This is a genomic window from Falsirhodobacter sp. 1013 (assembly GCF_051195255.1).
Classification (GTDB): Bacteria; Pseudomonadota; Alphaproteobacteria; order Rhodobacterales; family Rhodobacteraceae; genus Falsirhodobacter.
This window is the reverse complement of sequence record NZ_JBNJLK010000002.1, coordinates 227,452-246,262: the sequence shown is the minus strand read 5'-3', so window position 1 is coordinate 246,262 and position 18,811 is coordinate 227,452. Positions and strand designations below refer to the sequence as shown.

At 66.7% G+C, this 18,811-nt stretch carries 22 protein-coding genes and 2 pseudogenes; 3 read left to right on the top strand and 21 right to left on the bottom strand.

All coding sequences use genetic code 11. The features are described from left to right. Positions 1-4: 4 nt before the first annotated feature. The 5 genes and pseudogenes from rapZ to ACSHZY_RS04710 all read right to left on the bottom strand — a co-directional run bounded on the left by rapZ (position 5) and on the right by ACSHZY_RS04710 (position 3,326). Positions 5-904, bottom strand: a complete 900-nt coding sequence (rapZ, locus tag ACSHZY_RS04730; protein WP_435166154.1) for an RNase adapter RapZ — start codon at positions 902-904, stop codon at positions 5-7. Then, complete coding sequence (locus ACSHZY_RS04725) at positions 901-1,299, bottom strand: HPr kinase/phosphorylase (protein WP_435166151.1); 399 nt, start codon at positions 1,297-1,299, stop codon at positions 901-903. The genes rapZ and ACSHZY_RS04725 overlap by 4 nt, the downstream gene beginning before the upstream one ends. Next, positions 1,296-2,288 (bottom strand): annotated as a pseudogene (locus tag ACSHZY_RS04720) (sensor histidine kinase); the annotation flags it as partial. The gene ACSHZY_RS04725 and the pseudogene ACSHZY_RS04720, both read right to left, overlap by 4 nt. Before the next feature lie 159 nt (positions 2,289-2,447). Next, a pseudogene (locus ACSHZY_RS04715) lies at positions 2,448-2,624 on the bottom strand (sensor N-terminal transmembrane domain-containing protein); the annotation flags it as partial. A gap of 3 nt (positions 2,625-2,627) precedes the next feature. Then, positions 2,628-3,326: a response regulator gene (locus tag ACSHZY_RS04710; protein WP_435166148.1), complete on the bottom strand. Its 699-nt coding sequence runs from the start codon at positions 3,324-3,326 to the stop codon at positions 2,628-2,630. A 317-nt stretch (positions 3,327-3,643) separates the two neighbouring features. Between ACSHZY_RS04710 and ACSHZY_RS04705 the strand changes: the two genes are divergently transcribed. Next, positions 3,644-5,242, top strand: a complete 1,599-nt coding sequence (locus ACSHZY_RS04705) for a phosphoenolpyruvate carboxykinase (RefSeq protein WP_435166146.1) — start codon at positions 3,644-3,646, stop codon at positions 5,240-5,242. 48 nt (positions 5,243-5,290) lie between these two features. Here ACSHZY_RS04705 and ACSHZY_RS04700 read toward each other — a convergent pair whose 3' ends face one another. From ACSHZY_RS04700 to folK, 13 genes are read right to left on the bottom strand one after another with little or no spacing between them, the layout of a single operon-like run. Further along, positions 5,291-6,055, bottom strand: a complete 765-nt coding sequence (locus ACSHZY_RS04700) for a sulfite exporter TauE/SafE family protein (protein WP_435166143.1) — start codon at positions 6,053-6,055, stop codon at positions 5,291-5,293. 21 nt (positions 6,056-6,076) lie between these two features. Further along, entirely contained in the window at positions 6,077-6,799 is a 723-nt protein-coding gene (recO, locus tag ACSHZY_RS04695) for a DNA repair protein RecO (protein WP_435166140.1), read from the bottom strand. A 6-nt stretch (positions 6,800-6,805) separates the two neighbouring features. Next, entirely contained in the window at positions 6,806-7,141 is a 336-nt protein-coding gene (locus ACSHZY_RS04690) for a DUF1491 family protein (RefSeq protein ID WP_435166137.1), read from the bottom strand. Next, the gene (era, locus tag ACSHZY_RS04685; RefSeq protein ID WP_435166134.1) at positions 7,138-8,046 is read right to left on the bottom strand and encodes a GTPase Era; all 909 of its coding nucleotides are present in this window, start codon (positions 8,044-8,046) and stop codon (positions 7,138-7,140) included. Before era ends, ACSHZY_RS04690 begins: the two co-directional genes overlap by 4 nt. Position 8,047: 1 nt before the next feature. Continuing rightward, positions 8,048-8,728, bottom strand: a complete 681-nt coding sequence (rnc, locus tag ACSHZY_RS04680) for a ribonuclease III (protein ID WP_435166131.1) — start codon at positions 8,726-8,728, stop codon at positions 8,048-8,050. After that, positions 8,725-9,522, bottom strand: a complete 798-nt coding sequence (lepB, locus tag ACSHZY_RS04675) for a signal peptidase I (RefSeq protein WP_435166128.1) — start codon at positions 9,520-9,522, stop codon at positions 8,725-8,727. The genes rnc and lepB overlap by 4 nt, the downstream gene beginning before the upstream one ends. Before the next feature lie 49 nt (positions 9,523-9,571). After that, entirely contained in the window at positions 9,572-9,997 is a 426-nt protein-coding gene (acpS, locus tag ACSHZY_RS04670) for a holo-ACP synthase (RefSeq protein ID WP_435166125.1), read from the bottom strand. Between the two features lie 4 nt (positions 9,998-10,001). Further along, positions 10,002-10,751, bottom strand: a complete 750-nt coding sequence (locus tag ACSHZY_RS04665; RefSeq protein WP_435166122.1) for a pyridoxine 5'-phosphate synthase — start codon at positions 10,749-10,751, stop codon at positions 10,002-10,004. Then, complete coding sequence (locus tag ACSHZY_RS04660; protein ID WP_435166119.1) at positions 10,748-11,380, bottom strand: DUF2062 domain-containing protein; 633 nt, start codon at positions 11,378-11,380, stop codon at positions 10,748-10,750. Before ACSHZY_RS04660 ends, ACSHZY_RS04665 begins: the two co-directional genes overlap by 4 nt. A 36-nt stretch (positions 11,381-11,416) precedes the next feature. After that, entirely contained in the window at positions 11,417-12,049 is a 633-nt protein-coding gene (locus ACSHZY_RS04655) for a DUF2062 domain-containing protein (protein WP_435166116.1), read from the bottom strand. A 10-nt stretch (positions 12,050-12,059) separates the two neighbouring features. Continuing rightward, the gene (locus tag ACSHZY_RS04650) at positions 12,060-14,171 is read right to left on the bottom strand and encodes a RelA/SpoT family protein (RefSeq protein ID WP_435166113.1); all 2,112 of its coding nucleotides are present in this window, start codon (positions 14,169-14,171) and stop codon (positions 12,060-12,062) included. A 15-nt stretch (positions 14,172-14,186) separates the two neighbouring features. Beyond that, positions 14,187-14,540: a DNA-directed RNA polymerase subunit omega gene (gene rpoZ, locus ACSHZY_RS04645; RefSeq protein WP_271975867.1), complete on the bottom strand. Its 354-nt coding sequence runs from the start codon at positions 14,538-14,540 to the stop codon at positions 14,187-14,189. A 36-nt stretch (positions 14,541-14,576) separates the two neighbouring features. Beyond that, positions 14,577-15,134: a 2-amino-4-hydroxy-6-hydroxymethyldihydropteridine diphosphokinase gene (folK, locus tag ACSHZY_RS04640; RefSeq protein ID WP_435166109.1), complete on the bottom strand. Its 558-nt coding sequence runs from the start codon at positions 15,132-15,134 to the stop codon at positions 14,577-14,579. Positions 15,135-15,208: 74 nt separating this feature from the next. Here folK and ispH point away from each other — a divergent pair, with 74 nt between their 5' ends. Both ispH and rnhA read left to right on the top strand, forming a co-directional pair. Next, positions 15,209-16,171 carry a 4-hydroxy-3-methylbut-2-enyl diphosphate reductase gene (gene ispH / locus ACSHZY_RS04635; RefSeq protein WP_435166106.1) on the top strand — a complete coding sequence of 321 codons (963 nt, stop codon included), beginning with the start codon at positions 15,209-15,211 and terminating at the stop codon, positions 16,169-16,171. A 192-nt stretch (positions 16,172-16,363) separates the two neighbouring features. Then, positions 16,364-16,822 (top strand): ribonuclease HI, encoded by a 459-nt coding sequence (gene rnhA, locus ACSHZY_RS04630; protein WP_435166103.1) that lies wholly within the window; start codon positions 16,364-16,366, stop codon positions 16,820-16,822. 3 nt (positions 16,823-16,825) lie between these two features. Here the strand turns inward: rnhA and fmt are convergent, their stop codons facing one another. From fmt to def (ACSHZY_RS04615), 3 genes are read right to left on the bottom strand one after another with little or no spacing between them, the layout of a single operon-like run. Next, positions 16,826-17,716 carry a methionyl-tRNA formyltransferase gene (gene fmt / locus ACSHZY_RS04625; RefSeq protein ID WP_435166100.1) on the bottom strand — a complete coding sequence of 297 codons (891 nt, stop codon included), beginning with the start codon at positions 17,714-17,716 and terminating at the stop codon, positions 16,826-16,828. Between the two features lie 3 nt (positions 17,717-17,719). Further along, positions 17,720-18,217: a peptide deformylase gene (gene def, locus ACSHZY_RS04620; protein ID WP_435166097.1), complete on the bottom strand. Its 498-nt coding sequence runs from the start codon at positions 18,215-18,217 to the stop codon at positions 17,720-17,722. Continuing rightward, on the bottom strand, positions 18,214-18,738 hold the full coding sequence (gene def, locus ACSHZY_RS04615; RefSeq protein WP_435166094.1) for a peptide deformylase: 525 nt from the start codon (positions 18,736-18,738) through the stop codon (positions 18,214-18,216). The genes def (ACSHZY_RS04620) and def (ACSHZY_RS04615) overlap by 4 nt, the downstream gene beginning before the upstream one ends. Positions 18,739-18,811: the final 73 nt, after the last annotated feature.

Sequence of the window (18,811 nt, the reverse complement as noted above, 5' to 3'; positions counted from 1 at the left end):
GCGTTCATCCTGCCTGCGTCGGGAGCGATAAGGCCACCCTGCGTTCGAGTTCACGATGCCGTTTTGACACCGGCCAGCCTTGCTGTGCAAGCACATAGGCCAACATTTCAACAAGTGCCACCGAACGATGCTGCCCGCCCGTGCAGCCGAAGCCGATGGCCAGATGGGCTTTCCCTTCATCCTGCTGCGCGGGCAGAAGGAACAGGACCAGATCGCGGACGCGGGTGAAGAACTCCTCGAACTTCGGGTCCTGCCGGATGTGATCCACCACGGCCGCGTCCCGTCCGTCCAGATCGCGCAAGGTGGGCACCCAATGGGGGTTGGACAGGAACCGGCAGTCGAAGATCATGTCCACCCCGCGCGGCACCCCGCGCTTGTAGGAAAAGGACTGCACCGCCACCGACATGCGGGACATCGCGTCGCGGTCGTACCAGCGGGCGATCTCCGCCTTCAGGTCGTGGGGCGACATCTCGGTCGTGTCGATCAAGTTGTCCGCGCGCACGCGAACGGGGGCCAGAAGGTCGACCTCGCGCGCGATGGCCTCGGCGGGTTCCATGCCCAGGGGATGCCGCCGACGCGTCTGGTTGTAGCGGCGGATCAGCTCATCGGCCGAGCAATCCAGATACAGTACGTCCAGCGACACTTCGGGCCGCCGCGTCAGCCGGTCGATCAGCTCGATCAAAGCGGTCGCCGCGAAATCGCGGTTCCGCACGTCCAGACCCAGCGCGATCGGCCCAACGGGGGATCCCTCGACCAGCCGCGGCACAAGGCTGAGCGGGAGGTTGTCGATCACCTCGTAGCCCAGATCCTCCAGCGCGTTGATGGCCGTCGACCGCCCGGCGCCCGAGGGGCCGGTGACCAGCACAAGCCGGTGTCCTTCCGTGATCGACGTCCGATCGCTCACGCCTGCCGCCCGCCCTTCAGATATTGCAAGATCGCACAGGCAAGGTGACCCTGCCCCTGCCCCAACACAAGGGGCAGTCGCATGTCATGCACAAGAGTGTGACGGATTTGCGGCAAACGCTCCGGCTCCGGCCGGCCCAGATCGACGGCCAGCACCAGACGCGCCGGGGCATGGTCCGCGCGCAGAAGGCCGACGCCCCGCGCCTCGATCAGGCCGGCGATGGCGGTGGGGGCGCGGGCGGTCAGGTCCGGGTCGATTTCGGTCCGGTCATCGGCGATCAGCACGGCGCCAAGACCCATCAGTTCCAGCGCCAGCATCGACTTGCCGCTGCCCGAGGGGCCAAGGATCAGCACCCCCCGCCCCTGCCATGCCACCGCTGACGCGTGCAGGATCACGCGGGAAGTCCGATCACGAAGCGCGCGCCGCCGTCGGGAATGTTCTCGGCCCAGATGACGCCGCGATGGGCTTCGACGATCTGGCGCGAGATGGAGAGGCCCAGCCCCGAATGTTCGCCGAACTGCCGCTCGGGCCGTTCGGAATAAAAGCGGCGGAAGATCTGGGTCAGCGCTTCTTCGGGAATGCCGGGGCCCTCGTCCTCCACCACGACAAGGGCGCGGCCTGCGCGATGATGCGCCCAGACCCGCACCGTGTCGCCCGGGGCGGAAAACGACAGCGCGTTGGAGATCACGTTGACGAAGACCTGCGCCAGCCGCGCTTCCAGCCCCTGAAGGGCGATGGTGGTGTCGGGCAGATCGGCCACCAGCGTCACGCCTTGCTCGGAGGCCTGATGCCGCATGTTGTCGGTCAGCCCGCGCAGCATGGCGGTCAGGTCGACGGGCTCCTCCTCCTCCTTCACCAGTTCGCTGTCGAGGCGGGACGCGTTGGAAATGTCAGTCACCAGCCGGTCCAGCCGCCGCACGTCATGGTCGATGATGTCCATCAGACGGGGGCGCTGATCCTCGCGCGCGACGCGCAGCGTGTCGACGGCCGACCGGAGCGACGCGAGCGGGTTCTTGATCTCGTGCGCCACGTCGGCGGCGAACTGTTCATTGGCGTCGATCCGGTCGTAGAGGGCGTCCACCATGCCGCGCAGCGCTTCCGACAGGCGGCCGATCTCGTCGCTGCGGGCGGTCATGTCCGGCAGGGCCACGCGCCCCTCCTCCCGCCGTCCGGCGGCGGCGGTCAGGTCGCGCAGGGGCCGCGCGATGCGCGACGCCAGCGTCAGGCTGAGACCGACCGACACCAGAAGCGCCGCCGCGAAGATGGTCAGCATGCGCCGGTAATCCTGCTGCACCACGCCGTTCACCATGGCCAGCGACTCGCGCAGAACCACCCGGCTGCCGCCCGCCACCTGCGCCTCGGCGCTGAGCCAGGGGTTGCCGTCGTGCAGCGACAGGCGCGTCCAAAGGCCGGGGGCCGGCGCGGCGGGCCCGCGGAAGGTCGAAAGGACGGCGCCGCTGGCCGACAGGAGCGTGACCTCCTGCCCCATGGTGGGTGGCACCGCGTCCAGCCCGTCGCCCTTGGCCACCTCGACCGCGATCAGGCGGGCCTGAAGGGCCAGCACCTCGTGACGCTGCTGCACCATCATGTCCCGCGTCGGGCTGAGGACCAGCATCGCCGCCAACATCACCCCCAGCGAGACGAGGTTGAATCCCACCATCCGCCGCCAAAGGCGCGAGCCCGTGAAACGATGCAGCCTGCTCCCCCCCACCCTGCACATGACTCACATCTCGTTGTAGCGATAGCCGATGCCGTAAAGGGTCTCGATCGCGGAAAACGACGGATCGACCATCCGCAGCTTCTTGCGCAGCCGCTTGATGTGGCTGTCGATGGTGCGGTCGTCCACATGCACCTCGTTGGGATAGGCATCCTGCATCAGCTGGTCGCGCGTCTTCACGAAGCCGGGGCGCCCGGCCAGCGACTGCAGCAGCAGGAACTCTGTCACGGTCAGGTTGATCTCCTGCCCGCGCCAGTTCACGGCGTGCCGCAGCGAATCCATCTGCAGATGCCCCCGGTCCAGCAGGTGCCGGTCGTCGTCGGGAGCGGCGCGTTCGGTGCGCGCGGCGTGACGGCGCAGAACGGCCCGGATCCGTTCCACCAGAAGGCGCTGGGAAAAGGGCTTCTTCATGTAATCGTCCGCGCCCATCCGCAGGCCTAGGATCTCGTCGATCTCGTCATCCTTGGAGGTCAGGAAGATCACGGGCAGCGCACTGATCTGGCGCAGGCGCTGCAGCAGGTCCATGCCGTCCATGCGGGGCATCTTGATGTCCAGCACGGCCATGTCGGGCAGGCGGCGGGCGAATCCTTCCAGCGCGCTTTGCCCGTCGCTGAAGGTTTCCACGTCGAACCCTTCCGCCTCCAGCGCCATCGACACCGATGTCAGAATGTTGCGGTCATCATCCACAAGCGCGATACGCGACATCGGCGGCAGGTCTTTCAAATGTGTTAACGTCTTCTCTCGCCTTCTTCCATTACCTAGAATCACTTACAACCGGCAATCGTGATCCTGCCCGTTTCGCGCCAATCTAAAGCCCCGTTGCGCGGACGACCGCCCGACCGCCGTGATGGTTGCGCTAAACAAGGGGTGGTTGCGCTAACGTACTGATTCCGGCCTATTCTTTTCAAAATTCCCCATGCTATACGAAAAACTGTCACATGGCGGCAGCATGGGACCGGCCCCCGTTCCGGGGCCGAACCGGGGTTGAAATGCCGCGTGCCGCGGCATCGGGGAGCTTGCAAATGACGATTGGACGCGTGAATCCGGCCAAGACACTGGACGATCAGGGCATCTACGGGCTGGGCAAGGTCCATTACAACCTGACCGAACCGGGACTGATGGAAGCCGCCATCGCGCGCGGCGAGGGCCGTGTCGGACAGGGTGGCACCTTCCTCGTCTCCACCGGGGCCTATACGGGCCGGTCCCCCAAGGACAAGCACGTCGTCCGCACCGCCGGCGTGGAAGACACCATCTGGTGGGACAACAACGCCGCGATGGAACCGGCGGCCTTCGACCGCCTGTATGACGACATGCTGGCCCACATGAAGGGCAAGGACTACTTCGTGCAGGATCTGTACGCCGGCGCCGACCCCCAGCACCGCCTGGACGTGCGCGTCGTAACTGAACTGGCTTGGCACGGCCTGTTCATCCGCCACCTCCTGCGCCGCCCCGAGCGTTCGGAGCTGGATCGCTTCGCCCCCGACTTCACGATCATCAACTGCCCCAGCTTCAAGTCCGACCCCGCACGCCACGGCTGCCGCTCCGACACGGTCATCGCGCTGAACTTCGAACGCAAGCTGATCCTGATCGGCGGCACGGAATACGCCGGTGAAAACAAGAAGTCGGTCTTCACGCTGCTGAACTACATCCTGCCGGAAAAGGGCGTGATGCCGATGCACTGCTCGGCCAACCACGCGGTCGGCAACCCGGTCGACACGGCGGTGTTCTTCGGCCTGTCCGGCACCGGCAAGACGACGCTGTCGGCCGACCCGTCGCGCGTGCTGATCGGCGACGACGAACACGGCTGGTCGGACCGCGGCACCTTCAACTTCGAAGGCGGCTGCTATGCCAAGACCATCTCCCTCTCCGCCGAGGCGGAGCCGGAGATCTACGCCACGACGAAGAAGTTCGGCACCGTGATCGAGAACATGGTCTATGATCCCGAAACGCTGGAACTGGACTTCGAGGATGCGAGCCTGACGCAGAACATGCGCTGCGCCTATCCGCTGGACTACATCTCCAACGCGTCGGACACCGGTCTGGGCGGGCATCCGAAGAACGTGATCCTGCTGACCTGCGACGCTTACGGCGTGCTGCCGCCCATTGCGCGGCTGACCCCGGCGCAGGCGATGTATCACTTCCTGTCGGGCTTCACGTCAAAGACGCCGGGCACGGAACGCGGCGTCGTGGAACCCATTCCCACCTTCTCCACCTGCTTCGGCGCGCCGTTCATGCCGCGCCGTCCGGAAGTCTATGGCAAGCTCTTGCAGGAAAAGATCGCCAAGCACGGCGCCTCCTGTTGGCTGGTGAACACCGGCTGGACCGGCGGTGCCTATGGCACAGGCAAGCGGATGCCGATCAAGGCCACCCGCGCCCTGCTGACGGCCGCGCTGGACGGAAGCCTGGACGGCGTGCAGTTCCGCAAGGACCCCAACTTCGGATTCGAGGTTCCGGTGGACGTGCCCGGCGTGGACGTCAAGCTGCTGGACCCGCGTTCGACCTGGGCCGATACCGCCGCCTATGACGCGCAGGCCAAGAAGCTGGTGACGATGTTCGCCGACAACTTCGCGCAATACGTCCCGTACATCGACGCAGACGTGAAGGCCGCCGCGATCGGCTGACCGGACCGCGCGGATGGAAGGAAAAGGGCGGCCTAAGGGCCGCCCTTTTCACATCAACGCCTGCCGGATCAGGTTCAGGCCGGTGGCGATCAGGAAGATCTGCGTCCATCTCCGGAACACCTTCTGGTCGAAGCTGTCCTGCAGGCGCTGGCCCAGAAGCATGCCCGCAAAGGCCGGCACGGACAGTGCGGCGGAGAAGAGAAGGCGGTCGCCCGTCAGCAGGCCCGTGGTCAGGTGGGCGATCAGCAGGGCAAAGGCTCCGACCATGAAGACGATCCCCTGCATCCGGATGTTCAGCGCCTTCGGATAATCCACGCCCAGCAGGAAGATGATCAGCGGCGGCCCCCAGATGCCCGACACGCCGCCGTAAAGGCCGGCAATCGCACCCAGCCCCCATTCGGCGGGCACTTTGTGCTTGGGCAGGATGGCCATGGTGCGACCCGACAGCTGAAGCAGGGCGTAGAGCGTGATCGGCACCCCCAGCAGAAGCAGGAACGCCACATGCGGGATCGAATCCGCGAAAGGCGCCGACACGAAGATGAAGACGATGGTGGCGATGACGAAGCGGCGGATGGTCCAGGCCGCCTCCCCCGCGGGCTGCAGGCCGTTGCGGAAGGATTGGTGGATGTTCGTGGTCAGGGTCGGCAGGATCAGGCCCGCCAGCGCGTATTCGGGCGGCAGAAAGGTCGAAAACAGCGCCACCATCACGATGGGCATGGCAAAACCGATCGCCCCCTTCACGACGCCGGCAACCAGCGTCACACCCATCGCGGCCCAGAAGGCGGCCTGCGGCAATCCGGCAATCTGATCCATCATCTCCCCCCTCGTTGCGGCCTATCCATCGGCCTTCGGGCCGGCCAACGCAACCCGAAGCAGAAGATCGACCAGCCGCGCGCGCGCCTCGGGCAGGTCCCGCTCCAACGCGCGCGTCAGGAAGTGGGAGGTCAGGGCAAACCCCTCGCGCCAGCCTTCCGCACCGCCGCCCTGCCCGAGAAGGGCCGCCGGCAAGGGCAGCAGGCGGTCCGCCCACTCCCCCGCCCCCGCCCGCGACACGGCGCGCCCGGTCCGGGGGCTGACGAAGGCAAGATCGTCCATGCTGCCGGTGACGGCGCAGCGGGTCAGGTCCAGCGCGAAGCCCACCTCTTCCAGCAGGCGCATTTCCCAACGCAGGTAATCGGTGCCCCAATCGGCAGCCCCCAAATCGTCCAGCAACCGCATCGTCAGGGCGTAAAGCGCTGGATGGGATTCGCGTTCGGGCAGCGTCACCCGCAGCATCGCGCAGACGGCGTTCAGGCCCGCCAGCGCCAGCCGGTCCTGAAGCACGCTTCGGCTGCTCTGGGGCTCCACGTGATAGGTGCCCAGTTGGTCATCCAGCCGCGCGCGCCATGTCACGTCCAACTGGTTGCCCGGCTGAAGCACGGCCGCCATCCGGCGCGAGGCGCCGCCATGCACCAGCCCCGCATGACGCCCATGCGTCGCCGTGAACACTTCGATGATCGCGGCGCTTTCCCCGTGCTGCCGCACGGACAGAAGCGCCCCTTCGTCCCGCCATTCCATGACGTATCAAGTATCGGAAAGACCCGGCTCGTCCAGCAAAGTTCGCCCTTGGCGGTCCTCCACCTCAATCACCCACAGGTCGCGGTCGAAACCGCGCTGCCGGGCGACGGCGGCGTCCACCCCCGCCTCGTCCCCTTCGGCCAGCACGACCCAGGCCCGATCGCCGGTCATCAGATCGAAGCTGCGCTGAAAGGCGCGTGCTTGTCCGTCCAGCGTGGCCAGCTTCACCAGCACGGCGCCCGCGGTCGCATCCCCCTTGGCCGTGATGAAGGCGGGAATGTCGGCCAGACGCAGCCGCGCCAGATAGGCGCGGACCCAGAAGTCCGCCGTCAGTCGACTCAAGCGTTGCCGTCCTTGAAGTCGAGGCCCATCTCCGTATAGCGCTCCGGCTCTTCCAGCCAGTTCGGACGGACCTTCACCTGAAGGAAAAGGTGCGCCGGGCGGCCGATGAACTCGGTGATGTCGACCCGGGCGGCCTGACCGACCTGCTTGATCGTTTCGCCCTTGTTGCCCAGCACGATGCCCTTGTGGCCGTCGCGGGCGACATAGACGATCTGGTCGATGCGGGTGGACCCATCGGGGCGATCCTCCCACTTCTCCGTTTCCACCGTCAGCTGGTAGGGCAGTTCCTCGTGCAGGCGCAGGGTCAGCTTCTCGCGCGTGATCTCGGCGGCGATGACGCGCATCGGCAGGTCGGCGATCTGGTCCTCGGGATAGAACCACTCCCCTTCGGGCATCTGCGACGCCAGCCACTGCTTCAGCCGGTCCACCCCGTGCCCCTTCTCGGCCGAGATCATGAAGGTCTCGACGAAGGGGAACGCCTCGTTCATGTCCTTGGCCAGACCCAGAAGCGCCTCGGCCTTCACGCGGTCGATCTTGTTGATCGCCAGCGCCACGCGGACGCCCTGCGGCACGCGGTCCTTCAGCGAATCGATGATGGATGCCGCGCCTTCGGTCAGGCCGCGATGCGCCTCGATCAGAAGGACGATCAGGTCGGCGTCGGCGGCCCCGCCCCAGGCGGCGGCGACCATCGCGCGGTCCAGACGGCGGCGCGGGCGGAAGAGGCCCGGCGTGTCCACGAACACGATCTGCGCGTCTCCTTCCATCGCGACGCCGCGGATACGGGCGCGGGTGGTCTGCACCTTGTGGGTAACGATGGACACCTTCGCGCCCACCATGCGGTTCAGCAGGGTGGATTTGCCGGCGTTCGGCTCTCCGATCAGGGCGACGAAGCCTGCGCGTGTCATCTCAATTCTCCATCCGCGCCAGAAGCGCCTTGGCGGCCGCCTGTTCGGCGGCGCGTTTCGTGCGGGCGATGGCCCGCTCGGTCTCGCCCGAATCCAGCCGAACCTCGACCGTGAACACAGGTTCATGATCGGGACCCGAACGGTCAAGCGCCGTGTAGCTTGGCGGCTGCTGTCCCCGGGCTTGCGCCCATTCCTGAAGCGAGGTCTTGGGATCCCGCGCGTCGACATCCGCCGAGGCGATCCGGTCGCCCCAAAGGCGCAGGATCATGTCCCGTGCGGCGTCGAACCCGGCGTCCAGATAAACGGCGGCGATCACCGCCTCCATCGCGTCGCCCAGCAGCGCTTCCTTGCGGCGGCCGCCCGACATCATCTCGGACCGGCCCAGCTTCAGCGCTTCCCCCACGCCCGATTCACGGGCGACGGCGGCGCAGGTTTCCTTGCGCACCAGGGCGTTCAGGCGCGGCGCCAGCTGCCCTTCGGCGGCGGCACGGTCGGCCCGGACCAGCGCATCGGCGATCGACAGACCCAGCACCCGGTCGCCCAGAAACTCCATCCGCTCGTTCGAAGGACGGGTGGCGGAGGCGATGGACGAATGCGTCAGCGCCCGAACCAGAAGTTCGGGACGCTGGAATTCATGCCCCAGACGGGTCTGAAGCGCACGGAGATCGGCCGAGAGTTTCAATCCACCGCCTTGAAGAAGCGGTCGGCGCGCCATGTCCAGAAATACAGCAGCGAACGTCCGGCCGAGGAGAACATGATCCGGTCCGCACGGCCGATCAGGTATTCGGCGGGCACCATGCCCACGCCGCCCACGGCCTGGCTGAAGCGGCTGTCCTCGGAGTTGTCGCGGTTGTCGCCCATGAAGAAGTAGTGGCCGGCCGGAACGGTGTAGACGTCGGTGTTGTCGGCAAAGCCGTTCGGGTCGATGTCCAGAACGTCATGGGACACGCCGTTCGGCAGCGTTTCGGTATAGATCGGCTTTTCGCAGGTGCCGCCCTGACCCACGGGTGCGTTGGCGCAGCGCGGCAGGTTTCCCATCGGGCCCTGCGGTTCGTAGGTTTCGGCAAAGGTGCCGTTCGGCGTCTGGGGCACTTCCTGACCGTTGATCCACAGCACACCATTGCGCATCTGCACCGTGTCGCCCGGCAGGCCGATCAGGCGCTTGATGAAGTCGGCGCCGCTGACAGGGTGGCGGAACACGACAACGTCGCCACGCTCCGGCTCCGACGCGAAGATGCGTCCGGAAATCGGGCACAGCGCGAAGGGGCAGGAAAAGCGCGAATAGCCATAGGCCATCTTGTTCACGAACAGGAAATCGCCGATCAGCAGCGTGTCCTTCATCGACCCAGACGGGATCCAGAAGGGCTGGAAGAACAGCGTGCGGAACACTGCCGCGATCAGCAGCGCGTAGACGACCGTCTTGATCGTTTCGACGACGCCGCCCTTTTCCTCAGTCTTCTTCCTGCGTGCGAACATGGATGGCCCCTTGTGATCCGGCGCTTCATGCGCGGGGGCCGCGCATAAGTCAAGTTTCGCTGACGTGAACCGCGCCTGCCAAGGGTCGCGCCTCGATCACCACGAAGGCCTGCGCCCAGGGGTGATCGTCGGTCAGGGTCACGTGCACCACCGCCTCGTGCCCTGGCGGGGTCATGGAGGCGAGGCGTTCCGCCGCCCAGCCCGTCAGGTGCATCACCGGCTGGCCCGAGGGCAGGTTCGTCACCGCCATGTCCTTCCAGGCGATGCCCATGCGCAGCCCGGTGCCCAGCGCCTTCGAACAGGCCTCCTTGGCGGCCCAGCGCTTGGCATAGGTGCCGGCCACGTCGCGGCGACGCTCGGCCTTGGCCTGCTCGATCTCGGTGAAGCAGCGGTTGCGGAAACGGTCGCCAAAGCGGGCCAGCGTCCGTTCCACACGTTCGATGTTCGCAAGATCGGTGCCGATGCCCAGGATCATCCGGTCAGCCTTCGATCGCGGACCGGGAGGCGTCCATGCGGTGGCGCATCTCTTCGATCGCGGGGCCTAGGCCGCGGAAGATCGCCTCGCCGATCAGGAAATGCCCGATGTTCAACTCCACCACCTGCGGAAAGGACGCGAAGGCGGCCACGGTGTCATAGCTGATGCCATGGCCCGCATGAACCTCCAGCCCCAGTTGGTGGGCATGTGCCGCGCCCTCCCGCAGGGCGGCCAGTTCGGCGGCGGCCTCGACCTCGCACCCTTCGGCGATCAGTTCGCAATAATGGCCGGTATGCAGTTCGACCACCGCCGCCCCGATCCGGGCCGAGGCTTCGATCTGCGCCGCGTCATGCCCGATGAACATCGACACGCGCGATCCCGCCTCCCGCAGGGGGGCGATGAAGTCGGCCAGCCGCGCCTCATCCCCCGCCACGTCCAGCCCGCCTTCGGTGGTCCGCTCCTCGCGCTTTTCGGGCACGACGCAGACGGCGTGGGGCTTGTGGCGCAGGGCGATGGCCTGCATTTCGGCCGTGGCGGCCATCTCGAAGTTCAGGGGGATTGAAATGCCGGCCATCAGCGCCTCGATGTCGGCGTCGCGGATGTGGCGGCGATCTTCGCGCAGATGGGCAGTGATGCCATCGGCCCCCGCCGCCTCGGCCAGCAGGGCCGCGCGCAGGGGGTCGGGCCAGGACCCGCCGCGGGCGTTTCGGACGGTGGCCACATGGTCGATGTTCACACCCAGACGCAGCGTCATGATCCTTGGCCCCCGTTCTTGCGCAATGCTTCGTTTCTGGCGCGAAGCCGTGCGGTGCGCAACCCGCGATAGGCCCGCACCAGGGACAGCACCGCCGCATAGGCGCCCAAGCCCGCCGGAATGCCGATCAGCGTGCCCCCTAGAAGATAGGGAAGGTAGATGTTTTGGAAGAACAGCGTCAGCCCCAGCCAGTTCATGTCGGCGTCCGATACGAGCGCCCAAAGGTTGTGGCCGATGTCCGACACCGCGCCGGCAAAGAAGCCCACGATCTGCCAGGACGGCAGTCCCTGCCCGATCCCCAGCAGATGCTGGCCCAGCGTGACCGACAGGGTGGCGAACAGCGGCAGCGTCAGCGGGTTGTTCACACAGGACGCGACAAGGGCGGCAAAGACGTTGCCCCGGATGATCCAGGCCAGTCCGACCGCGATCACGTAGTCATGGAACAGGTAGGGGCCGAAGCAGGCGAAGATGCCCGCGAACACGCCCCGCGCCACGCGCCGGGGATCGTCGGGCAAACGGACGATGCGGTGCCACAGATACTGCCCCGCACGCTTCCACCCGCTGCGCGGCCAAAGCGTCCGGCGCAGCTTTTCCCAGAACGTCTGCTCATTGCGTCGCCGGAAGACCATGGCAAGGGGATACGGGCGTCCGGAACGGGGTGCAAGCTATTCGCGCGGCGGCCGCAGGGCCGAGCGTCGGGCTGCCCGCTCCCCCGCCTGATGGGCCCGCATCCGCTGATACGCGCGCACCAGCGGCACCGTCAGCCAGTAGAAGATCAGGGACACCGCGATCCCCGGCAGGATCCCCCCGATCATGTAGGGCAGGTAGATGTCGTGGAAGAAATCGATCAGGCGGTCCCAGTGCATCACCTTGTCGGTGAAGATGGCCATGGCGTTGTCCCACAACTGGTTTCCGGCCTGCCCGAAGGCCCGCGCGATCTGCGGCAGCTCCAGCACGCCGGGAATGCCCAGCATCCACTGCCCCAGCCCGACCGAGCTGATGGCGATGATCGGCGTCGTCACGGGATTGCCGACGAAGGTGCCCAGAAGCGCGGCCAGGATGTTGCCGCGCAGCGCCCAGGCGATGGCCACCGATCCGAGGAAATGGAAGCCGAAGAACGGCGTGAAGCTGATGAAGACGCCCGCGGCAAAGCCCCGCGCCACCCGCTCCGGCTGGTCGGGCAGCCGGCGCATCCGGTGCATCACATATTGCGTGGCCCGGCGGAACCCGCCCTTGGGATACACCAGTTCTCGCGCCCATTCGGGCAGGCTGCGCGGAGTGCGCCGCTTGAAGACCATGGCCGACCTTTCATGGCTTGCGCCCCAGATCGCGGGCGCGGGCGATCTGGGCCACCTGGCTTTCCGCTTCCAGCGCCGTCATCACCAGATGCAGATGCTCCACGTTCCGCACCTCGATGTCGACGAGGACCCGGTAGAAGTCGGGCTTGCGGTCCGTGATCGCAAGGTCGGAGATATTGGCCTTCTGCTCTCCGATCAAGGTGCAGACGCGCCCGAGGACGCCCGCATCGTTCGCGATCGTGATGTCCAGGCCCACATCGTGGATGGGCGCATGGCGGCCGGGCTGCCAGTGCAGGTCCACCCAGCGTTCGGGCTGGCTTTCCATGTCCTCCAGCGCAGGGCAGTCGATGGCGTGCAGGACGACCCCCTGCCCGCGATAGGTGATGCCCACGATCCGTTCGCCCGGCAAGGGCTGGCAGCAGGCGGCGCGGCGATAGGTCTGGCCCGGAGGCAGGCCTACGACGGGCCGCAGGACCACCTCTTCGACGCCCTGCGCCACTTCGGGATACAGCACCTCCACCACGCGGCGGGCAGCCAGTTCGGCCGCGCCGATGCGCGCCATCAGCTCCACCTCGTCGGGGACGGCCAGCATCTTGGCGGCCGTCCGCAGGGCCTTGTCGGTCATCTTGCGGCCGACCTGGTCAAAGGCGGCGCGGGTCAGTTCCTGCCCCAGACGCACGAAGCGGCCGCGATCATCCTCGCGCAGGGCCCGGCGGATGGCGGCCTTGGCCCGCCCGGTGGTGACGATGTCGATCCAGCTGGACTGCGGGCGCTGGCCTTCGGCCGTGATGATCTCCACCGACTGGCCGTTGCGCAGGCGCGTCCACAAGGGCACGCGGATGCCGTCCACCTTGGCCGACACGCAGGCCGACCCGATGCGCGTGTGGATGGCGAAGGCGAAATCCAGCGGCGTCGCGCCCTTGGGCAGCTGGAACACATCCCCCTTGGGCGTGAAGCAGAACACCTGGTCGGTGTACATCTCCAGCTTCACGGTTTCCATGAAGGCGATGTGATCCTCGTCGTCCAGACGTTCGGTCAGGCTGGCGATCCAGCGCTGGGGGTCCACGGCAAAGGGGTTCTTGACCCGCTGCCCTTCGCGATACGCCCAATGGGCGGCGACGCCGGCCTCGTTGACCTCGTGCATCTGGCGGGTGCGGATCTGCACCTCCACCCGCTTGCCGTCGCGTCCCTGCACCGTGGTATGGAGCGAGCGGTAGCCGTTCTGCTTGGGCTGGCTGATGTAGTCCTTGAACCGGCCGGGCACCGCCTTCCAGCGGTGGTGGATCACGCCCAGGATGCGGTAGCAGTCGGCCTCATGCTCGCAGATGACGCGGAAGCCGTAGATGTCGGACAGCCGGGAAAAGGCAAGGTCCTTTTCCTGCATCTTGCGCCAGATCGAATACGGCTTCTTGGCGCGGCCATAGACGGCGGCGTCGATGCCCGTCTTGTCCAGCTCGTTGCGGATGTCGGCGGTGATGTCGTGCACCATGTCGCCGGTTTCGCGCTGCAGCGTGATGAAGCGGCGGATGATGGAATTGCGCGCCTCGGGGTTCAGGACGCGGAAGGCCAGATCCTCCAGCTCCTCGCGCATCCACTGCATGCCCATGCGGCCGGCCAGCGGGGCGAAGATCTCCATCGTTTCGCGCGCCTTTTGCGCCTGCTTTTCCGGGCGCATCGACTTGATGGTGCGCATGTTGTGCAGACGGTCGGCCAACTTCACCAGAATCACGCGCAGGTCGCGCGACATGGCCATGAACAGCTTGCGGAAGTTGTCCGCCTGCTTGGACTGGGTGGAGGACAGCTCGAGGTTGGTCAGCTTCGTCACGCCGTCGACGAGTTCCGCGACATCCGTGCCGAACAGCCGCTCCACCTCGGCATAGGTGGACTTCGTGTCCTCGATCGTGTCGTGCAGAAGGGCGGTGACGATGGTCGCATCGTCCAGCTGCTGTTCCGTCAGGATGGCGGCCACGGCGATGGGATGCGTGAAATAGGGCTCTCCGGACTGGCGGAACTGCCCCTCATGCATGCGCGCGCCATATTCGTAGGCGCGCGTGATCAGGTCGATGTCGGTGCGCGGATTGTAATTGTGGACAAGGGTGATCAGGTCGTCGAGGTCGATCATCCTTGCCGCATCCGCTTAGTTCTGGCCTTGCGCTTCCATGAGGGCGCGCAGCAGTTTTTCCTCGGACATGTCGTCCTGGGCCGGGCGATCCGCCTCGCCGCCCATCAGGGTGGCCATGCGGTCTTCTTCCGGCTCGTCCACCTCGATCTGGGTCTGGTGGCTTTCGATCAGGCGTTCGCGCAGCGCGTCGGCGGGCTGCGTCTCGTCCGCGATCTCGCGCAGGGACACGACGGGATTCTTGTCGTTGTCGCGATCGACCGTGATGGGGGAGCCGGTGGCGATTTCGCGCGCACGGTGCGCGGCCAGCATCACCAGTTCGAACCGGTTCGGAACCTTGTCAACGCAATCTTCGACCGTCACGCGGGCCATCGGTCTCTCCAGAATGAGGGGCATAGAACGGGTGTCTTACGCGAAATCAAGCCTATTGACAAGGTGTGCATCGGGCAGCACGGCCAGAAGTTCCGCCACCGTCCGCCCCAGAACCGGATGACGCCAATCAGGCGCGATGTCGGCCCATGGCACCAGCACGAAGGTCCGGTCCTGAAGACGGGGATGCGGCAGGATCAGGCGGTCGGGCGCCTCGGTCCGTTGGCGTTCGGCTGGCAAATCGTGCCAGTCCTGCCAGTGCTTTGCGTCCGGACACACCAGATCGCCCAAGGCCAGAAGGTCCAGATCCAGCGTGCGCGGACCCCAGCGCAGCGTCCGTTCCCGCCCCGCACCGGATTCGATGCGGTGCAGCGCGGCCAGCAGATCCTTCGCCGCGCCCTTCCAGTCCACCGCGGCCACCCCGTTCACGTAGTCAGGACCGTAACCGGCGGGGAAAGCCGGCGTCGCATAGAACGGGCTTACGGCGCTCAGGGTGATTCCCTCGGCCGCGAACGCGTCCAGCGCCAGACGCAGCAGGGCGGCCGGCGGGCGGTGCTGATGCGGGCGATTGCCGCCCAAGGCCACGAAGCCCTGCATGTTTCCCCCTTCGGGGCTGGACCTGAGCCGCCCCGCATCATACCTCTGACAGCGGATCAACGAAGGCAAGCCGCATGTCCATGCCCCCCCTGATGCTTTACCTGGCTGCGCCGCGCGGCTTCTGTGCCGGCGTGGACCGCGCCATCAAGATCGTGGAACTGGCGCTGCAGAAATGGGGCGCCCCCGTCTATGTCCGGCACGAGATCGTGCACAACAAGTTCGTGGTGGACACGCTGCGTGACCAGGGCGCCATCTTCGTGGAGGAGCTGGACGAGGTCCCGGGCGACCGTCCCGTGATCTTTTCGGCCCATGGCGTGCCGAAAGCCGTCCCGGCCGAGGCCGCGCGGCGCGAGATGGTGTATGTGGACGCGACCTGCCCCTTGGTGTCAAAGGTGCATATCGAGGCGGAACGCCACCATCAGGACGGCCTTCAGATGGTGATGATCGGCCATGCGGGCCATCCCGAAACCATCGGCACCGTGGGCCAGCTTCCCCCCGGCGAAGTGCTGCTGGTCGAAACCGCCGAGGATGTGGCAGGTCTTCAGGTGCGTGATCCCGAACGTCTGGCCTTCATCACCCAGACCACCCTGTCGGTGGACGACACGGCGGGCATCGTCGACGCACTTCGCGCCCGCTTCCCGGCCATCGTCGGTCCGCACAAGGAAGACATCTGCTATGCCACGACCAACCGGCAGATGTCGGTGAAGGCGATCGCAAACAAGATCGACGCGCTTCTGGTGATCGGGGCGCCCAACTCCTCCAACTCCCGCCGTCTGGTGGAGGTGGGGAGCGCGGCCGGTTGCGCCTATTCCCAGCTGGTGCAGCGCGCGTCCGACATCGACTGGCGCGCGCTGGACGGCATCCGCAGCGTGGGAATCACCGCGGGGGCCAGCGCCCCGGAATTGCTGGTGAACGAGGTGATCGACGCCTTCCGCGCGCGCTTCGACACGACGGTGGAACTGGTGGAAACCGCAAAGGAGCGTGTGGAATTCAAGGTTCCCCGCGTCTTGCGGGAGCCTGTGGCAGACACCATTTGACATTCCGTCCGCAGGGTGGAACGCTGCTGGGATACGGAGGAGTTTCTACCAATGATCGCTCTGCTTGCCACCATGTCGGCCCTTGCCGTTTTCGCCCTCGTGACGCGTCCCGAACCGGCCCGCGTCCGCGTCACGGCCGACAAGCGCCGCTGAGCGCTTGCGCGGGCCGCGCCCTTGCGATAGCCCGCCGTCATGCCTGAACTTTACGCTTACACCGATGGCGCTTGCAGCGGAAATCCCGGCCCCGGCGGCTGGGGTGTCCTGATGCTGGCCAAGGACGGGGACACCGTCCTGAAGGAACGCACGCTGAACGGCGGCGAAGCCATGACCACCAACAACCGCATGGAACTTCTGGCGGCCATTTCGGCGTTGGAAGCGCTGACGCGTGATTCGACGCTGATCGTGGTGACCGACTCCGCCTATGTGAAGAACGGCGTGACCGGCTGGATCCACGGCTGGAAGCGGAACGGCTGGAAGACGGCCGACCGCAAGCCCGTGAAGAACGACGACCTGTGGAAGCGGCTGGACGAGGCGCAGGCCCGTCACAAGGTCGAATGGCGCTGGATCAAGGGGCATGCCGGCCACGCCGAAAACGAACGCGCGGACGAGCTGGCGCGTCAGGGCATGGCGCCCTTCAAGAAGAAGCCCTGATCTTCAGTCCAGCCGCTTCGGCAGAACAAGACCGCGCAGCAATTCCTCGGGCGACATGGGGCGCTTGCCTTCGCGCTGGGCCTGCTTGATGGCGACCGCGCCCGTGCCGCAGGCGATGGTCAGGCCGTCCAGCACTTCCCCCACCTCCCCCTGTCCGTCGGCCAAACGGCTGGACAGCAGCTTCAGCCGCTCCCCCTCCACCAGGCACCAGGCGCCGGGGAAAGGCGACAGGCCGCGGATCTGGCGGTCCACCTCGACGGCCGGACGGGACCAGTCGATCCGCGCCTCCGCCTTGTCGATCTTGGCGGCGTAGGTGACGCCGTCCTCGGGCTGCGGGACTGACACCAGATCCCCTTCCAGCGCCTGAAGGATGCCGCGCGCGCCCATGGCCGACAGGCGGTCGTGCAGGGTCGCGGTGGTGTCTTCGGGTCCGATGGGCGTCGCTTCGCGCAGGATCACGGGGCCGGTGTCCAGCCCCGCCTCCATCTGCATGATGCAGATGCCGGTGTCCGCGTCACCGGCCAGGATCGCGCGGTGGATCGGCGCCGCCCCCCGCCAGCGCGGCAGAAGCGAGGCGTGGATGTTCAGGCAGCCCAGCCGCGGCGCATCGAGGATCGCCTGCGGCAGGATCAGCCCGTAGGCCACCACCACGGCGATGTCCGCGCCCAGCGCGGCAAACTCCGCCTGATCCTCGGGTGATTTCAGGCGGGCGGGATGGCGGACCGGCAGGCCCAGTTCCAGCGCGCGGGCGTGGACGGGGGTGGGACGGTCCTTCTTGCCGCGACCGGCGGGGCGCGGCGGCTGGGTGTAGACGCAGACCACCTCATGCGCGTCGTGCAGCGCGTCCAGCGCGGGCACCGAAAACTCCGGCGTGCCCATGAAGATGACCTTCATCCCTTACCTCCGCGTCAGTTTCCGGGCTTTGGCGACCAGCATCTTGCGCTTCAGCGGCGACAGGTGGTCGAAATACATCCGGCCGTTCAGATGGTCGATCTGGTGCTGGACCGAGGTGGCCCAGAGGCCCACGAAATCGCGGTCCTCCATCTCCCCCTCGGCGTTCAGGAACCGCACGGTGACGGCGCGGGGGCGCGTGATGGCGGCGTGCACGCCCGGCAGGTTGGGGCTCGCCTCCTCATGCTCGCGCGGCTGGACCGAGGCGTGGAGCACTTCGGGATTGGCCAGAAGCACCGCCTTGCCGCGTTCGGCCGAACAATCCACCACGGCCACCCGCAGCATCACCCCGATCTGCGGCGCGGCGAGGCCATAACCGGGCATGGCGTCCATCGTCTGGACCATGTCGGCCCAAAGGGCGCGGATGTCGTCGGTGATCGCCTCCACCGGCGTGGCGGGGGTGCGCAGGCGCGCGTCGGGCCAAGGGACGAAGGGGCGGATCATGCGGTGTCGCGCGCGCGGTCGCGCTTCAGCTTCTGCATCTTGCGCGTGATCATCTGACGACGCAGCGCCCCGATATGGTCGATGAACAGCTTGCCGTTCAGGTGGTCGATCTCGTGCTGGACGCAGGTGGCCCAAAGCCCCTCGAACTCCTGCTCCCGCTCCTGACCTTCAAGGTCGGTCCAGCGCACGCGGACGCGCGCAGGGCGTTCCACCTCGGCGTACTGGTCGGGGATGGACAGGCAGCCTTCCTCGTAGGTGCTCCCCTCGTCCGAGGACCAGGTGATCTCGGGGTTGACCAGCACCATCGGTTGCGGCTCGGCCTTTGGGTCCTTGGTGCAGTCCATGGTGATGATCCGCTTCATCACGCCGATCTGCGGCCCGGCCAGCCCCACGCCCGGCGCGTCGTACATCGTGTCCAGCATGTCGCGGCCCAGCGCGCGGATCTCGTCCGTGATGGAGTCGACCGGCGGGCAGACCTTTTTCAGGCGTGGATCGGGATGGATCAGGATGGGGCGTATCATGCCGACGATGTAGGACAAGCGCGTTGCCGCTGCAATCCTTCCGCTCTACCCTTCGCCGCAAACAGGAGAGCGC

What these genes read in the sequence shown, in the direction of transcription:
- ACSHZY_RS04710 (WP_435166148.1), bottom strand. Translation starts at nt 3,326, where the DNA reads ATGTCGCGTATCGCGCTTGTGGATGATGACCGCAACATTCTGACATCG.
- ACSHZY_RS04705 (WP_435166146.1), top strand. Translation starts at nt 3,644, where the DNA reads ATGACGATTGGACGCGTGAATCCGGCCAAGACACTGGACGATCAGGGC.
- ACSHZY_RS04700 (WP_435166143.1), bottom strand. Translation starts at nt 6,055, where the DNA reads ATGGATCAGATTGCCGGATTGCCGCAGGCCGCCTTCTGGGCCGCGATG.
- recO (WP_435166140.1), bottom strand. Translation starts at nt 6,799, where the DNA reads ATGGAATGGCGGGACGAAGGGGCGCTTCTGTCCGTGCGGCAGCACGGG.
- era (WP_435166134.1), bottom strand. Translation starts at nt 8,046, where the DNA reads ATGACACGCGCAGGCTTCGTCGCCCTGATCGGAGAGCCGAACGCCGGC.
- lepB (WP_435166128.1), bottom strand. Translation starts at nt 9,522, where the DNA reads ATGTTCGCACGCAGGAAGAAGACTGAGGAAAAGGGCGGCGTCGTCGAA.
- acpS (WP_435166125.1), bottom strand. Translation starts at nt 9,997, where the DNA reads ATGATCCTGGGCATCGGCACCGATCTTGCGAACATCGAACGTGTGGAA.
- ACSHZY_RS04665 (WP_435166122.1), bottom strand. Translation starts at nt 10,751, where the DNA reads ATGACGCTGCGTCTGGGTGTGAACATCGACCATGTGGCCACCGTCCGA.
- ACSHZY_RS04660 (WP_435166119.1), bottom strand. Translation starts at nt 11,380, where the DNA reads ATGGTCTTCCGGCGACGCAATGAGCAGACGTTCTGGGAAAAGCTGCGC.
- ACSHZY_RS04655 (WP_435166116.1), bottom strand. Translation starts at nt 12,049, where the DNA reads ATGGTCTTCAAGCGGCGCACTCCGCGCAGCCTGCCCGAATGGGCGCGA.
- ACSHZY_RS04650 (WP_435166113.1), bottom strand. Translation starts at nt 14,171, where the DNA reads ATGATCGACCTCGACGACCTGATCACCCTTGTCCACAATTACAATCCG.
- rpoZ (WP_271975867.1), bottom strand. Translation starts at nt 14,540, where the DNA reads ATGGCCCGCGTGACGGTCGAAGATTGCGTTGACAAGGTTCCGAACCGG.
- folK (WP_435166109.1), bottom strand. Translation starts at nt 15,134, where the DNA reads ATGCAGGGCTTCGTGGCCTTGGGCGGCAATCGCCCGCATCAGCACCGC.
- ispH (WP_435166106.1), top strand. Translation starts at nt 15,209, where the DNA reads ATGTCCATGCCCCCCCTGATGCTTTACCTGGCTGCGCCGCGCGGCTTC.
- rnhA (WP_435166103.1), top strand. Translation starts at nt 16,364, where the DNA reads ATGCCTGAACTTTACGCTTACACCGATGGCGCTTGCAGCGGAAATCCC.
- fmt (WP_435166100.1), bottom strand. Translation starts at nt 17,716, where the DNA reads ATGAAGGTCATCTTCATGGGCACGCCGGAGTTTTCGGTGCCCGCGCTG.
- def (WP_435166097.1), bottom strand. Translation starts at nt 18,217, where the DNA reads ATGATCCGCCCCTTCGTCCCTTGGCCCGACGCGCGCCTGCGCACCCCC.
- def (WP_435166094.1), bottom strand. Translation starts at nt 18,738, where the DNA reads ATGATACGCCCCATCCTGATCCATCCCGATCCACGCCTGAAAAAGGTC.